Here is a 16,455-nt window from a genome sequence, read left to right as displayed (position 1 = left end):
AATTATAAAAATACCGTTTCATTTTATAAAAAAGATGCAGCAATATTCGCTTCTGGCGAATTTTAATTTATGCTTTCAGAGAATTATGTCTGCCCAGGATGAGCAAAATGGATAATGCTGTTGATCGTCACGTATTTTATATTTCTGATGGTACGGCCATCACCGCCGAGGTCTTGGGTCACGCGGTGATGTCGCAATTTCCGGTCACGATCAGCAGCATTACGCTGCCGTTTGTGGAAAATGAGAGTCGTGCGCGCGCGGTTAAAGACCAGATTGACGCGATCTACCAACAAACTGGCGTGCGCCCTTTGGTGTTTTACTCCATCGTCCTGCCCGAAATTCGCTCAATCATTCTGCAAAGCGAGGGATTTTGTCAGGATATAGTACAGGCGCTGGTTGCCCCACTACAACACGAGATGAAGCTCGACCCTACACCTATCGCCCATCGCACGCACGGTCTGAATCCCGGTAACCTCAACAAGTACGACGCGCGCATTGCCGCCATTGACTACACCCTCGCCCACGACGACGGTATTTCGTTGCGCAACCTTGATCAGGCCCAGGTGATCCTGCTTGGTGTTTCTCGTTGCGGCAAAACCCCAACCAGTTTGTATCTGGCCATGCAGTTTGGTATCCGCGCCGCCAACTACCCCTTTATTGCCGATGATATGGATAATTTGGTGCTGCCCGCCTCCCTGAAGCCGTTGCAGCATAAGCTGTTCGGTCTGACTATCGACCCTGAGCGCCTGGCGGCCATCCGCGAAGAGCGCCGTGAGAACAGCCGTTACGCCTCGCTGCGACAGTGCCGAATGGAAGTTGCTGAGGTAGAAGCGCTGTACCGGAAAAACCAGATCCCCTGGCTGAACAGTACCAATTATTCGGTAGAAGAGATTGCTACCAAGATCCTCGATATCATGGGACTGAATCGCCGCATGTACTAGAATGCTAGTGCATTGGTTCGATTTTTTGTTATTATGCTCGCCACCAGGCAGGATGAGTGTGATATTGTGATGTACATCACTTCCCGGTAGTCCTGCCGTTGAAGCAACAAATTTCTGAGACAAGTAATGAACAGAACCGATGAACTCCGTACTGCGCGTATTGACAACCTGGTCACTCCAGCAGAGCTTGCGCAACGGCATCCTGTTTCATCCTCCGTCGCCCGTCATGTTACGGACTCCCGACGTCGGATAGAAAAAATTTTAAATGGTGAAGACCCCCGTTTACTGGTGATCGTAGGTCCCTGCTCGATTCACGATCTTGATGCCGCGATGGAATACGCGACACGATTACAGGCGCTGCGCACAAAGCACCAGGCGCGTCTGGAAATCGTGATGCGTACCTATTTTGAAAAGCCACGCACCGTCGTGGGCTGGAAAGGCCTAATTTCCGACCCGGATTTGAACGGCAGTTATCGTGTAAACCACGGTATTGAACTGGCGCGAAAACTGCTGTTGCAGGTCAACGAACTGGGCGTCCCCACGGCGACTGAATTCCTCGACATGGTGACCGGCCAGTTTATTGCCGATTTAATCAGTTGGGGAGCTATTGGCGCGCGCACCACCGAAAGTCAGATCCATCGTGAAATGGCCTCCGCGCTCTCCTGCCCGGTCGGTTTTAAGAACGGAACGGATGGCAACACGCGCATCGCCGTCGATGCGATTCGCGCCTCCCGCGCCAGTCACATGTTCCTCTCGCCGGATAAAACCGGTCAGATGACCATTTATCAGACCAGCGGTAACCCTTACGGGCATATCATCATGCGTGGCGGTAAAAAGCCGAATTATTATGCTGAAGATATTGCCGCCGCCTGCGATACCCTGCACGAATTTTCCCTGCCTGAGCATCTGGTGGTCGATTTTAGCCACGGCAATTGCCAGAAGCAGCATCGTCGTCAGTTGGACGTTTGTGACGACGTGTGCCAGCAAATTCGTAACGGTTCGACGGCAATTGCCGGGATCATGGCGGAGAGTTTCCTGCGTGAAGGTACGCAAAAAATCGTTAGCGGCCAGCCGTTGGTTTACGGTCAGTCTATTACCGACCCGTGCCTGAACTGGGAAGATACTGAACTGTTGGTTGAAAAACTCGCCTCTGCGGTTGATAGCCGTTTTTAATGCTGTTCACCGGGCAATATCACTTTGCCCGGTGCTAATCCTTTGTTTTTCCCCAATTGTTGTGCAAAAAACGTTCTCGTCACAATTATTTCACAAAAACGCTTGCCGCAAATTTGCAGTTTGATGATAATGATTATCATTGTTACATTGATTGTTATTTTTAAACACTATGTCACGTATGGATAACACAACGGCTACGCCTACAAAAGACACAACACCGCCTTCCGTCGCGCCAAACGAGCGACGAATTGACAGTAAAACCCTGCTGGGTAACGAAGGACGCGTGATCATAGAACATGATGGTCAGCACTACCTGCTGCGCCAGACGCAAGCCGGAAAACTCATTCTGACTAAATAAACAACACATTTCGCCAGCCACCCAGGTCATACCCAGGCAGCCAGCGCTTTTCGATTTCCTAATGGAGAGTTGCTATGCCTTACCTGCACACCGCTTCCCTGCGCCCATCGCTGTTGGCGCTGGCGATTGTCAGTAACCTGCCCGCCGTAGCCTATGCGGCGGTCGAGGATATGACCGTCACCGCCACCGGCAATGCCCGTAGTGCCTTTGAAGCGCCGATGATGGTCAGCGTGATTGATGCCACCGCCCCGGAAAACCAGACCGCCAGTTCGGCAGCCGATCTGTTGCGGACGGTTCCGGGTCTAACCCTCGATGGAACGGGTCGTACCAACGGCCAGGACGTGAATCTGCGCGGCTACGATCGACGTGGCGTTCTGGTACTGGTTGACGGCGTTCGTCAGGGAACTGACACCGGACACCTGAACAGCACCTTCCTCGACCCGGCGCTTATCAAACGTATCGAAGTCGTGCGTGGCCCTTCCGCACTACTGTACGGTAGCGGCGCGCTGGGCGGCGTGATCGCCTATGACACTGCGGATGCCAAAGATCTGCTGGAAGCCGGACAAAACAGCGGTTACCGCGTGTTCGGTACTGCGGCAACCGGCGATCACAGCCTCGGTATGGGCGCCAGCGCATTTGGGCGCACCGATACGCTGGACGGACTGCTTGCATGGTCGAGTCGCGATCGCGGTGATTTGCGCCAAAGCGACGGTACTACAGCGCCAAACGATGAAGCGATCAACAATATGCTGGCGAAAGGTAGCTGGAAAATTGACAGCGCCCAGACGTTGGCCGGCTCGCTGCGATACTACAACAATGACGCCCGGGAACCTAAAAACCCGCAGACCAGTGCAGCTGATGCCAGCAACCCGATGACCAACCGTTCAACGATCCAGCGTGATGCGCAACTGACCTACTCGCTTGCTCCTGCGGACAATGACTGGCTGAACGCGGATGCCCGTATCTACTGGTCCGAAGCGCGCATTAATGCTCAGAACGCAGATAACACTGGCGAATTTCGCAAGCAAACCACCAAAGGCGGGAAGATCGACAACCGCAGCCGCCTGTTTACCGACTCTTTTGCATCTCACCTGCTGACCTACGGCGGTGAGTACTATCGCCAGGAACAACAACCGGGTGGTTCAACCACCGGTTTCCCGGAGGCAAAGATCGATTTCAGCTCCGGCTGGCTACAGGATGAAATCACCCTGCGTGACCTGCCGGTTACGCTGCTGGGCGGTACCCGTTATGACTCTTATCGCGGCAGCAGCGACGGCTATGAAGATGTTGATGCTGACAAATGGTCGTCCCGCGCCGGACTCACCGTTACGCCAGCCGACTGGCTGATGCTGTTCGGTTCATACGCTCAGGCCTTCCGTGCGCCAACCATGGGCGAAATGTATAACGATGCGAAACACTTCTCGATTGGTCGTTTCTACACTAACTACTGGGTGCCAAACCCTAACCTGCGCCCGGAAACCAACGAAACACAGGAATACGGATTTGGCCTGCGCTTTGACGATCTGCTGATGGCGAGCGATGCGCTCGAATTTAAAGCCAGCTATTTCGACACCAAAGCAAAAGATTACATCTCCACCAGCGTCGACTTCGCCGCTGCGACAACCATGTCCTATAACGTTCCCAATGCCAAAATCTGGGGTTGGGACGTGATGGCGAAATATACCGCCGACCTGTTCAGCCTCGACATGGCCTATAACCGCACACGCGGCAAAGATACTGACACAGGTGAATACATTTCCAGCATTAACCCGGACACCGTCACCAGCAAACTGAATGTGCCGGTTGCGCACAGCGGTTTCTCCGTAGGCTGGATCGGGACATTTGCTGACCGTTCAACGCATATCAGCAGCACCTACGCTAAACAGCCTGGCTATGCGGTAAACGATTTTTACGTGAGCTATCAGGGCCAACAAGCACTGAAAGGCATGACCACCACGCTGGTACTGGGCAACGCCTTTGACAAAGAGTACTGGTCGCCGCAAGGCATTCCGCAGGATGGTCGTAATGGCAAAATTTTCGTGAGTTATCAGTGGTAATCACTTTTCCCCGGTTCGCCGGGGCCGCAATCTGGAAGGAAGAGACAATGAATCATTACACACGCTGGCTGGAACTGAAGAAAGAAAATCCCGGAAAATACGCACGTGACATTGCAGGATTGATGAATATTAGCGAAGCCGAACTGACCTTTGCGCGCGTCGGCCATGACGCCTGGCGCTTACGTGGCGAAGTCCGCGAAATCCTCGGCGCACTGGAAGCGGTTGGTGAAACCAAATGCATTTGCCGCAACGAATATGCGGTGCATGAACAGGTTGGCGCTTTTACCAATCAGCACCTGAACGGCCATGCCGGGCTGGTTCTTAATCCGCGTGCACTCGACCTGCGTCTGTTCTTAAATCAGTGGGCAAGCGCTTTTCATATCAGTGAGACCACCGCCCACGGCGAGCGTCAGAGCATTCAATTCTTTGACCATCAGGGAGACGCACTGATGAAGGTCTATACCACACAAAATACCCTCGTTGAGGAATGGGCGGCGTTGCTGACCCGTTTCATCTTTGCAGAAAACCCGCCGCTGGTGCTGCAACCCGTCAACAATTCTGTGCCTGCCGCCGTCACTGTCGACGCACAGACCGTTGATCAAGAGTGGCGAGCGATGACCGATGTCCATCAGTTCTTCGGTCTGCTGAAACGCCACGATCTCACCCGCCAACAGGCGTTTAATCTGGTTGGCGACGATCTGGCCTGTAAGGTTTCTAATAGCGCACTGGCGCAATTACTCGACACCGCGCGTCAGGATGGCAACGAAATTATGGTTTTTGTGGGTAATCGCGGCTGTGTACAGATATTTACCGGCGTGATTGAAAAACTGGTACCGATGAAAGGCTGGCTGAACATCTTCAACCCAACCTTTACCCTGCATCTACTGGAAGAGAGCGTGGCAGAAACGTGGGTGACGCGTAAACCGACCGCCGATGGTCACGTCACCAGTCTGGAGCTGTTTGCTGCCGACGGCACGCAAATCGCCCAGCTGTATGGTCAACGTACGGAAGGCGAGCCGGAGCAGACACAATGGCGCGCACAGATTGACGCACTGACGCCGAAAGGACTGGCCGCATGAAAAAACTGCTGGCCCTGATCGCGCTGCTGCCCTTCGCGGCGCTGGCTGCGCCCGAGGAACGGGTTGTTGCGCTCGGTGGCGATGTCACCGAGATTGTCTACGCACTGGGAGCACAACCCTCCCTTGTGGCGAGAGACAGCACCAGCCAGTGGCCTGTTGCGGCAACCGCGTTACCTGATGTTGGTTATTTGCGCCAGCTCAACGCCGAAGGGATCCTGGCTACCCGCCCTACGCTGGTCCTTGCCAGCGCGCAGGCACAGCCCTCTTTAGCGCTAAAACAGCTTGAGCAGAGCAACGTCAGGGTTGTCGCGATCCCAGCAAGCAACGATCTTAACGCGATTGATGAAAAAGTTCGGGTTATCGCTGAGGCTACTCATCGGGAGGCCGACGGCGAAACTCTGCGCGCAACGTTACGTCAGGAACTGGCGACGCTCCCGTCTTCTGAACTTAATAAACGTGTGCTGTTTATTCTCAATCATGGCGGGATGACCGCGATGGCGGCGGGCCAGCAAACCGGAGCCGATGCGGCGATTCGTGCCGCAGGTCTACGCAACGCGATGCAGGGCGTTAATCGCTATCAGCCGCTGTCACAAGAAGGCGTCATTGCCAGCCAGCCCGATCTGGTGGTGATTTCGCAGGACGGCGTTAAGGCGATGGGTGGCGAAGATAACCTGTGGGCGCTACCGGGACTTGCGCAAACACCTGCCGGAAGGAATAAACAGGTATTGCAGGTTGACGATATGGCGCTGTTGGGCTTCAGCGTTCGCACGCCACAGGCTATTTTGCAGCTTCGTGCTAAAGCGGAGCAATTGCCCTGATGTCCCGGCGGATCACCTGTTCGTTGTTGATGTTGGCATTGATGCTGATTGCAATGACGGTTCTGGCTACCGGTTTTGGCGCGTTGCGCCTGCCAGTAAGTCTGCTCTGGCGTGATGGCGATGAGGCACTGCGTCAAATCTGGCTCACGATTCGTCTTCCCCGCGTCCTGCTGGCACTGGTGATTGGCGGCTCTCTGGCGCTCGCTGGCTGCGTGATGCAGGGACTGTTTCGCAATCCGCTTGCAGACCCTGGATTACTGGGAATAAGCAGCGGCGCCGCCTGCGCTGTGGCACTGTGGGTGGTGCTGCCTGTCTCTTTGCCCGCGCTGATGATGTTGTATGCTCCAATGCTGGCCGCTTTTTTCGGCGCGCTAGCGGCAACAGTAGTGATTTTTATCCTCAGCCAACAGCGCGACGGTTCGCTCTCCCGCCTGCTGCTGGTCGGCATTGCCATCAACGCGCTCTGCGGGGCGGCGGTTGGCGTACTGTCGTGGGTCAGTAATGATGCGCAACTGCGCCAGCTGTCGCTATGGGGAATGGGAAGTCTGGGGGCTGCACAGTGGTCCACGCTGTTGGCTGTCACTTCACTGACAATCCCGACAGTGCTGATCATCTGGCGACTTGCTCCGGCGCTGAATCTTCTGCAACTGGGTGAGGAAGAGGCGCATTATCTCGGCGTTGATGTACGTACAATCCAGCGTATTTTGCTGCTTTGTAGCGCATTACTGGTTGCCTCAGCCGTGGCGGTAAGCGGGGTGATTGGCTTTATCGGGTTGGTAATCCCACATTTAATACGTATGTGGCTCGGCTCAGACCATCGGGCCGTTATTCCGGGTTCCGTGCTGGCGGGCGCGTTTTTATTGCTGATTGCCGACACCCTGGCCCGTACTGCGGTTGCGCCTGCGGAGATGCCGGTCGGTCTGTTGACCAGTCTTCTCGGCGCACCGTGGTTTTTATGGCTTATTTTTCGTCAGCGAGGAGCGCATGGCTGAACATTTCATCGCTGAAGGGCTTCACTATCACGTAGCTGGCAGAGCGGTGATTGACGACGTATCGCTCGCCCTTACAAAAGGTGAACTGGTTGCGCTCATCGGCCCAAACGGTGCGGGGAAATCCACCCTGCTGCGCCTGCTGACCGGTTTTCTCAAACCAGCAACCGGGCGTTGCGTGCTGGCGGGCAAACCGCTGCATGAATGGTCTACCCAGACCCTGTCGCGGCATCGGGCAGTGATGCGCCAGCAAACACAGTTGGGATTCGACTGGCCGGTAGAGGCCGTCATCGCGATGGGCCGCGCGCCGTGGACCCAACAGCAGGAGCCCCGGCTTATCGCTCAGGTGATGGAAATGACCGGATGCACACCTTTGGCGGGTCGGCAATACGCCGCGCTTTCCGGCGGCGAGCAACAGCGAGTACAGTTAGCCCGTGCGCTGGCACAACTCTGGTGCGACGGTGCGCCTCGTGGTTGGTTATTCCTTGATGAACCGACCTCCGCGCTGGATCTTTACCACCAGCAGCATCTGTTGCGCATGCTAAAAACGCTTACCTCTTCGGGAGAGCTGCATGTGTGCATTGTGCTTCACGATCTGAACCTCGCCGCACTGTGGGCAGACAGAATAGTGCTGCTGCACAACGGCAGGCTGGTATCGCAGGGAACACCGGAAACTGTGTTACAGGCCGATGACCTGAAGCGCTGGTACGGTGCTCAGGTACACGTTGGCCAGCATCCGGCCAACGCCTCCCCGCAGGTATTTCTGGCCCCTTAGCTTGAACAACTCACTTCCAGCCGTTTTCCCCAGTCAGGTGGACGGCTGACATAGTCATCATCACGATCGGCAAACGGGGTACGCAACGCCTGGTGCAACCGATGCAGCTCGGCGTAATCCCCCTGCTCTGCCTGACTAATCGCCCGTTGCGCCAGCCAGTTACGTAATACCATCGCCGGGTTAGCCGCCTTCATCTGGGTTTGTCTGGCAGCATCGGCAATATTGTCTTGCTGAAGGCGCGAGCGATATCGCGTGAACCAGTCGTCAAACGCTGCGCGGTCGATAAACTCATCGCGCAACGGAGATTGCGCACTGTGTTGTTCCGTTTGGCTGAGCATGCGAAACGTTCGCGTATAGTCGCTTCTTTCCCGCGACATCAGACTAAACAGCTCGCTAAGCAGTTCGTTATCGTCTTTCTGCTCGCTAAAGAAGCCGAGCTTTTGCCGCATCCGCTGACCGTAGCGAGTTAACAGCGCCATCTGGTAACTGTCCAGCGCATCATTGAGCGCCTCGACCGGGATAAACGGCGACAGGGTTTGCGCCAGACGTTGCAGGTTCCACAACGCGGCGGCCGGTTGATTATCGAAACTGTATCGCCCCTGGTTGTCAGAGTGATTGCAGATATAATCGGGCACGTAATCATCAAGAAAACCGAATGGACCGTAATCCATCGTCAGACCCAGAATCGACATGTTGTCCGTGTTCATAACACCATGCGCAAATCCTACCGCCTGCCAGTCAGCGATTAACGTCGCAGTACGCGTGACAACATCGTTAAACCACAGCTGATATTTATCGGCGTCTTCCTGCCATTGCGGCCAGTAATGGCGAATCGCAAAGTCAGCCAACTGGCGCACTTTTTCCGGCTCCCGGCGATAGTAAAAATGCTCAAAATGGCCAAACCGCATATGGCTTTGCGCCACGCGGATAAGCATCGCCCCCGCTTCGACCGTTTCGCGATACACCGGCGTGTCGCTGGTGACAATCGACAATGCCCGCGTGGTCGGTATTCCCAGGTAGTGCATCGCTTCGCTAGCAAGGCTTTCGCGAATGGTCGAGCGCAGCACGGCGCGCCCATCACCCATGCGGGAATACGGCGTGAGTCCGGCGCCTTTCAGGTGCCAGTCAAACGTTGAACCATCCGCGAGCTGTTGTTCGCCCAGCAGGATCCCACGTCCGTCGCCAAGCTGACCTGCCCAGACGCCGAACTGATGTCCACTATAAACCTGGGCTAAAGGCGACATCCCGGGAAGCAGCGATTCGCCTCCCCAAACGCCCGCACCAGTTGAAATATCAAATAGCGCCGCAGGAATAGCTAATTGCTCCGCCAGCGCATCGTTATGCCAGATAAGGCGCGCATTTTTCAAAGGGGTGGGTGAAAGCGCGGTATAAGTTGCTGGTAGTTCATCACGCCAGCGAGTGGTAAAAGACAGGGTCATAGGGCCTCCTGCCTCTAGTGTAGACTGTTAATAGCCTGTTAAACACCAGCAAATAAAAGGGTTATATCTTAGCAAGCGAAATTATCTGCGCAGGAGGCACTGCAGGCCACAATCCTCCCTGCATGGCACTGAATCCCACAGGCAAAACACGCTCCAGCATCTCTTGTGTATCAATTCCGCTAATGATTATTGACTCACAACTGGGAGATAGTTGCGCCAGAATAGCCCGCATAAACGGCTCAAACGAAATATGTGCAATCCTTTGTTGAACAAAGTTTTTATCCAGAACGACGCGTTTGAACAGGCCGTCAAAAATTGCCCGGGTTGATATACCGCCAGCACCATAGTTTGTCAGGACTAATGGAAATCGCGCAGCAAGTGCGGCCAATGTTGGATTATCTTTACCTTTGTTTAACTCCGGATAGCTTTCATTAATAGTCAGCTCCAGAAATGAAAATCGTTCAACTTGTGAAGCAAGTTCAGTATCTGATAATAAAGTATTAGCAATTGCTGGCGTTAAATTAATCCAGGCAAATACTTTTCGCTGAATAAAAAAATGTTGGCACGTTTCGATTAATTCTAGTTTTTCTACAAATAAACGACATTGTTCGTCGTCTGACATCCGAGGTAGGACCAGCTCGGTGGGTATACGCACATCCCCATGTGCACTGGCGAAATTGGTGATGATGTCGACGAATTCAAGATCGCCTTTTTCGCTTCTCGCAGGAAGAAAAGAGAACTCAGAATGGTAAAGATTATCCAGTGAAACAATCATCGTGCCAGCCCCGCTGCATGGGTGTTATCCGGCATCCTGTAGCAAAGGATGAAGAAATACGTTACTGCTGATGCAAGTAGAGGCCCTTTCATTTTTCCCTTTTTAGCCGGTAAATCGAATCCTTTTTTTTAGCTTATCCTGATTATAAGCGAATATCCAGCTTTGCACTTTTTAATATCTCGGAATAAATCATATTTTTAGCAAGATACGCTCTTAATGTTCATGGGTATTGTCTAACCAAAAGCAGAAATAAAAGTTAACTTTCAAACGGTGATGTCGATGCTGCCACTCGATGGCAGCCTCGGAGTTGTGAGGATTAAATACGTCGCGCCTGCCAAAAGTTTTTACGCCAGTAAACGTTATCCAGAGACGAGCGCATCACTCCACGGCTGGTTGAAGCATGAATAAATTGATTATTGGTATCGTAAATACCGACATGCAGACCGCTTTCACCAGACCCGGTTTTAAAGAAAACCAGATCGCCGGGCAGCAAATCGTCTTTATCAATTTCGGTACCAATCTTTGATTGCGTACGCGTATCGCGTGGGAGTTGCAGATCGAATTTATCGCGCATCGTCATCAAAACAAATCCAGAACAATCCACCCCGCTACGACTCATACCACCATAACGATAGGGTGTGCCATGCCAGGTTTGTAGCTGATCATTAAGACCGGCAATAACGGCGATTGAATCCGACAAGCGGGCATTTGGCGCAGGCGCACGATGGCTGCTGCAGCCCGCCAAAAACAATGCTGTGATTAAAAGGAGCCAAAAGCGCATTCAGTACGAATCCTCTGAATTTTATTTTTATACCAATTTAGCGTGGAAATTATATGATTTTCAAGAACCCATTTAACTTAAGTGGTTGATATGAGCATTCTATGCCCTTCAATATCCAAACGTCGGAAGTTGACACCATAGGCCGCAGACAGATTGGCCGGCGTCAGTACCGCATCTCGAGAACCACTGGCAAGCAGTTTCCCACGTTTGAGTAGCCAGGCTTTATGCGCATGGCGTAAGGTGTGATTAAGGTCGTGACTACTCATCACAATCGCTATGCCCTGCAAACACAGCTGACTCAACAATCGATCCAGTGCGTTTTGTTGCGCGACGTCCAGACTGTTCATCGGCTCATCCAGGAGTAAAAGCTGACCTAATGGATTCGCTTGTGGGCAAATCTGCAGAATAACCGCAGCCAGGCGCACACGCTGCCACTCACCGCCGGAGAGTTGGTTCACGCCGCGCCCCAGTTTATCTCCCAGGCCGAGCGCATCGGCGACCTCCTGTAACAGATCGGTACGTGCTTTGTCGGGTTGATGCAGCGTCAGAAAATGCCAGACCGGCATCGCAAACGGGGGATTTTGCTGTTGCGCAAGATAGGCACGATATTGCGCCAGCCTGGCAGCCGGCCATTCCTCCAACGGCATATCACCAAAAGTGATGCTGCCCTCTCCGTTCGTCAGACCCGCCATACGCGCCAACAGCGTACTTTTTCCGGCACCGTTTGGTCCCACTAAATGCAGGATCTCTCCTGCTTTTATCTCACCAGAAAGCGGGCCAAGACGGGTCGATTCCGCGACGTCCTGTAGCTGCATCAATCGAGACATTAGTTTGCCAGCGCCTGCTTGATGGTTTGCACCAGAATGGGATCCTCAGGCGTCATATCCGGTGAGAATCGTTGCAGCACTTTTCCATCGCGACCCACTAAAAACTTCTCGAAATTCCACAGAATATCGTCCGGGTAGAGCGGCGCACGACCTTTGCTCGCCATTCGCTCATAGAACCCACTGTCCGCAGGTGCAACGGCCGTTGGTGCGGCATCAATCAGCTTCTGATACAGCGGATGGCGTCCCTCGCCGTTGACGTCAATTTTGCTGAACATCGGGAAAGTTACGCCCCAGGTGGTACTGCAGTACGTTTTTATTTCCTCTTCGCTGCCCGGCTCCTGGCCCAGAAACTGATTGCAAGGGAAACCAAGAACGCTGAAGCCCTGTTGGTGCCAGGTTTTCTGCAGATTCTCCAGTTGCTCGTACTGCGGCGTCAGTCCACATTTTGAAGCAACGTTGACGATTAACAGCACATTTCCGGAATACGGCTGCAGTGAGGTAACCTCGCCGTCGATGGTCGTCACTTCTGTATCAAGGATAGTGTTTTGCATAGCATCTCCAGAACAACAGGTGGATTTTCAGTTTTTAATCATAGACCGAACCAACGCGTTCTAGCGCGCGGCTTTTAACAATAGCCAGATAAATACCGGTGCGCCCATGGTGGCCGTCACCACGCCGATAGGTAACTCAGCCGAGGCCAGCACCAGACGCGCGACAACATCAGCAAACAGTAATGCGATTGCACCAGCCAACGCACAACCTGGCAATAAAACACGGTGATCGGTGAGGCCGCACAGTCGCAAAATATGCGGTATCACAAGCCCAATAAAACCAATCGCCCCTGCCAGAGCCACGCTCACGCCGACCATCCAGCCCGTGGCGACCACCAGCAGGTTGCGCCAGAACCATAGTGGCAGCCCCAGCTGACGAGCAGACGTCTCTCCTAATGCCAGCATATTCATCGGCTGCGACTGACAGCAGATCCACACCAGTACCGGAATCAACGCCACCATGAGCCAGGCCTGATGCCAGTCTACGCCACCGAAGCCCCCCATCATCCAGTACATCAGCTGTCGTAAGTCAAATGAGGTGGAGAAGTAGATGGCCCATGTCATCAGCGCGCTACAGATAATCCCCAGCGCCACCCCTGCCAGCAGCAGACGGCTGGTAGACAAATGGCGGCGGGCGAAACGTAGCAGTATGAGCGTGATAATCAGCGCCCCGGCAATGGCGCAAAGGCCCAATGCCCAGCCGGGAAGTTGCCCCTGCCCCAGCAGCACCGCCGCGATGAGCCCGACTCCCGCGCCGTTAGACACGCCTAATAATCCCGGCTCGGCGAGCGGATTTTCAAAGAGAGCTTGCATCACTGCGCCTGATAAGGCCAACGCAGCGCCTACCAGCAAAACGGCAAGGGTACGGGGAAGTCGGATTTGCCAGACGAATAGATCGCCGCGGGCGCTGAACCAGTCGCCGGGAGCGATCCATTGTTCTCCTGCGCACAAGCTTAGAATCGTTGCCAGTAGCATAAGTACTGACAGTGACAGTATCCAGCGCACATTTCGACGCTGCTGTTGATGGGCGAAAGTCAGCATGTTTTCCATTCTGCTGAAAAGAGATGAAGGTGATTCTACGGTGCTGATTCGGTAGTGAAAAGGAAAAAGGCCGCAGAGCGGCCTTTTTAGTTATATATCATGGTTTGCGCTGCCGCTTTGATGGCAGAGCAAGTGACTTAACGGATCGTTAAATCACTCTTCTTTGGGCGTTGCGTTTTCGACCCGGCTTTTTAACTTCTGTCCGGGTCTGAAGGTCACCACGCGCCGTGCTGTAATGGGAATATCTTCGCCCGTTTTCGGGTTACGGCCCGGACGTTGATTCTTATCACGCAGATCGAAGTTACCAAAACCAGAGAGTTTTACCTGCTCACCATTTTCCAGAGCACGACGGATCTCTTCGAAAAACAGCTCGACCAGTTCTTTGGCATCCCGCTTGCTAAGCCCAAGCTTATCAAACAGATATTCTGACATTTCAGCTTTTGTAAGCGCCATAGGTTCAATCCCTCAATGATGCCTGGAATCGCTCTTTTAATGCCTCTACACATTTGGCGACGGTAGCGGCAATCTCCTCTTCTTCAAGTGTACGGCTGGTATCCTGAAGGATCAGGCTGATAGCGAGGCTCTTATAACCCTCCGCAACACCCTTACCGCGGTACACGTCAAATAAGTTTACGCCAACTACCTGATTTACGCCAACTTTCTTACACTCGGATAAAATATCCGCAGCGGGAACGTTTTCGGCCACAACAACCGCGATGTCGCGACGGTTCGCCGGGAAGCGAGAAACTTCACGCGCCTGAGGCACCACGCGGTCTGCGAGCTTATTCCACTCCAGTTCAAACACCAGAGTGCGACCGTTCAGATCCAGTTTACGTTCCAGTTCAGGATGAACAACCCCAATGAAACCAATACGTTCACCTTTCAGATAAATCGCTGCAGACTGACCCGGATGCAGTGCTGGATTCGCTTCAGCTTTGAACTGAATGTCTGCCAGTTTGCCGGTCAGGTCGAGAACCGCTTCCAGATCGCCTTTCAGATCATAGAAATCAACGGTCTCTTTTGCCAGATTCCAGTGTTCATCATGACGGTTACCGCAGATCACGCCCGCCAGCATCAGATCCTGACGGATCCCGAGATTGGCCTGTGTATCCGGTACGAAACGTAAACCCGTTTCAAAAATACGTACGCGGTTCTGCTGACGGTTCTGGTTATACACTACCGTAGACAGCAAGCCGGTCCACAGGGACAAACGCATAGCCGACATATCAATAGAAATTGGGCTTGGCAGCAGCAGCGCTTCTTCACCCGGGTGCAGCAGCGACTGGACTTTCGGGTCGACGAAGCTGTAGGTAATTACTTCCTGGTAGCCTTTGTCATTCAGCATGGTTTTTACACGTTTCAGCGACAAATCCGCTTCACGATGCGTACCCATGATAAGACCCGCCTGAATCGGCGTGTTCGGGATATTGTCATAACCGTATACGCGGGCGACTTCTTCGACCAGGTCTTCTTCGATTTCCATATCGAAACGCCAGCTCGGCGCGACCGCTTTCCACTCATCCTGCCCTTCCGTCACGTCACAACCCAGACGACGCAGAATGTCGCTCACCTGCTCATCCGCAATATGGTGTCCGATCAGACGATCCAGTTTGCTACGACGAAGCGTAATGGTTGCGCGTTTTGGCAGCGTGTCTTCGTTCGTCACGTCAATGACTGGACCCGCTTCACCGCCGCAGATATCGATCAGCAGGCGCGTTGCACGTTCCATGGCCTTATGTTGCAGAGCCGGATCAACACCACGCTCATAGCGGTGAGAAGCATCGGTGTGCAGACCGTGACGACGTGCGCGACCGGTAATAGACAGCGGGCTGAAGAATGCACATTCCAGCAGGACGTTTTGCGTTTCATCATTCACGCCGGAATGTTCGCCACCAAAGATGCCGCCCATCGCCAGCGCTTTGTTATGGTCCGCAATCACCAGCGTATCCGCATTCAGCTTCGCTTCGCTGCCATCCAGCAATACCAGGGTCTCACCCTCTTTTGCCATACGGACAACAATTCCGCCTTCAATGCGGTCTTTGTCGAATGCGTGCATCGGCTGGCCCAGTTCGAGCAGCACATAGTTAGTCACGTCAACCACGGCATCGATTGAACGAATACCGCAACGACGCAGTTTTTCTTTCATCCACAGCGGGGTCGGCGCTTTAACATTGATGCCTTTAACCACGCGGCCCAGATAGCGTGGACAGGCTTCCACGGCTTCGACCTGAATCGGCAGGACGTCGCTAATGGTTGCCGCTACAGGCGCGATTTCCGGCTCAACCAGCGGAGCTTTATTCAGCACAGCAACATCACGTGCGACACCGATAATGCCTAAGCAGTCGGCGCGGTTCGGCGTGACGCTGATTTCGATAGTGTTGTCGTCAAGCTTCAGGTATTCACGGATATCGGTGCCAATTGGCGCATCGGCCGGCAGTTCGATAATCCCGTTATGATCGTCGGAAATACCCAGCTCAGAGAATGAGCACAGCATACCTTCAGACGGCTCACCGCGCAGTTTCGCGGCTTTGATTTTGAAATCGCCCGGCAGAACGGCACCAACGGTTGCCACAGCCACTTTCAACCCCTGACGGCAGTTTGGCGCACCGCAGACGATATCCAGCAGACGGTCGCCGCCTACATTCACTTTGGTGACACGCAGTTTGTCAGCGTTCGGGTGCTGGCCACATTCAACCACTTCACCCACCACAACGCCGTTGAACGCGCCGGAAACAGGTTCCACACCGTCAACTTCCAGACCTGCCATTGTGATTTGGTTTGACAGAGCATCGCTATCAATCGCCGGGTTTACCCATTCGCGTAACCACAGTTCACTGAATTTCATTGTTTT

16 protein-coding genes are annotated in these 16,455 nt (G+C 53.6%); 8 read left to right on the top strand and 8 right to left on the bottom strand.

Going from position 1 to position 16,455, the window contains the following annotated elements:
- Positions 1-107: 107 nt before the first annotated feature.
- From ppsR to WN16_RS14060, 8 genes are all read left to right on the top strand, one after another.
- Positions 108-941: a posphoenolpyruvate synthetase regulatory kinase/phosphorylase PpsR gene (gene ppsR / locus WN16_RS14095; protein ID WP_003030553.1), complete on the top strand. Its 834-nt coding sequence runs from the start codon at positions 108-110 to the stop codon at positions 939-941.
- A gap of 126 nt (positions 942-1,067) precedes the next feature.
- The gene (gene aroH, locus WN16_RS14090; RefSeq protein ID WP_003030555.1) at positions 1,068-2,114 is read left to right on the top strand and encodes a 3-deoxy-7-phosphoheptulonate synthase AroH; all 1,047 of its coding nucleotides are present in this window, start codon (positions 1,068-1,070) and stop codon (positions 2,112-2,114) included.
- A gap of 169 nt (positions 2,115-2,283) precedes the next feature.
- On the top strand, positions 2,284-2,472 hold the full coding sequence (hemP, locus tag WN16_RS14085) for a hemin uptake protein HemP (protein WP_003030556.1): 189 nt from the start codon (positions 2,284-2,286) through the stop codon (positions 2,470-2,472).
- 74 nt (positions 2,473-2,546) lie between these two features.
- Entirely contained in the window at positions 2,547-4,529 is a 1,983-nt protein-coding gene (locus WN16_RS14080; RefSeq protein ID WP_003030557.1) for a TonB-dependent hemoglobin/transferrin/lactoferrin family receptor, read from the top strand.
- A gap of 47 nt (positions 4,530-4,576) precedes the next feature.
- On the top strand, positions 4,577-5,608 hold the full coding sequence (gene chuS / locus WN16_RS14075; RefSeq protein WP_044699984.1) for a hematinate-forming heme oxygenase ChuS: 1,032 nt from the start codon (positions 4,577-4,579) through the stop codon (positions 5,606-5,608).
- A complete protein-coding gene (locus WN16_RS14070) occupies positions 5,605-6,426 on the top strand; it encodes a hemin ABC transporter substrate-binding protein (RefSeq protein WP_044699985.1) in 822 nt (273 codons plus the stop codon). The genes chuS and WN16_RS14070 overlap by 4 nt, the downstream gene beginning before the upstream one ends.
- Complete coding sequence (locus WN16_RS14065; RefSeq protein WP_044699988.1) at positions 6,426-7,418, top strand: iron ABC transporter permease; 993 nt, start codon at positions 6,426-6,428, stop codon at positions 7,416-7,418. The genes WN16_RS14070 and WN16_RS14065 overlap by 1 nt, the downstream gene beginning before the upstream one ends.
- On the top strand, positions 7,411-8,190 hold the full coding sequence (locus tag WN16_RS14060) for a heme ABC transporter ATP-binding protein (RefSeq protein WP_003836641.1): 780 nt from the start codon (positions 7,411-7,413) through the stop codon (positions 8,188-8,190). Before WN16_RS14065 ends, WN16_RS14060 begins: the two co-directional genes overlap by 8 nt.
- Here the strand turns inward: WN16_RS14060 and selO are convergent.
- The 8 genes from selO to pheT form a co-directional block, all read right to left on the bottom strand.
- The gene (selO, locus tag WN16_RS14055; RefSeq protein WP_044699989.1) at positions 8,187-9,629 is read right to left on the bottom strand and encodes a protein adenylyltransferase SelO; all 1,443 of its coding nucleotides are present in this window, start codon (positions 9,627-9,629) and stop codon (positions 8,187-8,189) included. The two genes, WN16_RS14060 and selO, sit on opposite strands and share 4 nt — an antisense overlap.
- Positions 9,630-9,690: 61 nt before the next feature.
- The gene (locus WN16_RS14050) at positions 9,691-10,404 is read right to left on the bottom strand and encodes an EAL domain-containing protein (protein ID WP_003836643.1); all 714 of its coding nucleotides are present in this window, start codon (positions 10,402-10,404) and stop codon (positions 9,691-9,693) included.
- A gap of 316 nt (positions 10,405-10,720) precedes the next feature.
- Positions 10,721-11,185 (bottom strand): NlpC/P60 family protein, encoded by a 465-nt coding sequence (locus WN16_RS14045; protein ID WP_003836644.1) that lies wholly within the window; start codon positions 11,183-11,185, stop codon positions 10,721-10,723.
- A gap of 77 nt (positions 11,186-11,262) precedes the next feature.
- Positions 11,263-12,012, bottom strand: coding sequence for a vitamin B12 ABC transporter ATP-binding protein BtuD (btuD, locus tag WN16_RS14040; protein ID WP_003030567.1), 750 nt, complete (start codon positions 12,010-12,012; stop codon positions 11,263-11,265).
- Complete coding sequence (locus WN16_RS14035) at positions 12,012-12,563, bottom strand: glutathione peroxidase (RefSeq protein ID WP_003030569.1); 552 nt, start codon at positions 12,561-12,563, stop codon at positions 12,012-12,014. Before WN16_RS14035 ends, btuD begins: the two co-directional genes overlap by 1 nt.
- A gap of 60 nt (positions 12,564-12,623) precedes the next feature.
- Positions 12,624-13,604 (bottom strand): vitamin B12 ABC transporter permease BtuC, encoded by a 981-nt coding sequence (gene btuC / locus WN16_RS14030; RefSeq protein WP_003832584.1) that lies wholly within the window; start codon positions 13,602-13,604, stop codon positions 12,624-12,626.
- A 153-nt stretch (positions 13,605-13,757) separates the two neighbouring features.
- Complete coding sequence (gene ihfA / locus WN16_RS14025; RefSeq protein WP_003030571.1) at positions 13,758-14,057, bottom strand: integration host factor subunit alpha; 300 nt, start codon at positions 14,055-14,057, stop codon at positions 13,758-13,760.
- 4 nt (positions 14,058-14,061) lie between these two features.
- Positions 14,062-16,449 carry a phenylalanine--tRNA ligase subunit beta gene (gene pheT / locus WN16_RS14020; RefSeq protein ID WP_003030574.1) on the bottom strand — a complete coding sequence of 796 codons (2,388 nt, stop codon included), beginning with the start codon at positions 16,447-16,449 and terminating at the stop codon, positions 14,062-14,064.
- Positions 16,450-16,455 lie beyond the last annotated feature (6 nt).

It is taken from the genome of Citrobacter sp. ABFQG, from assembly GCF_004322975.1.
Lineage (GTDB): Bacteria > Pseudomonadota > Gammaproteobacteria > Enterobacterales > Enterobacteriaceae > Citrobacter > Citrobacter freundii.
The sequence above is the reverse complement of the archived record's forward strand: the minus strand, read 5'-3'. Positions and strand labels throughout refer to the sequence as shown.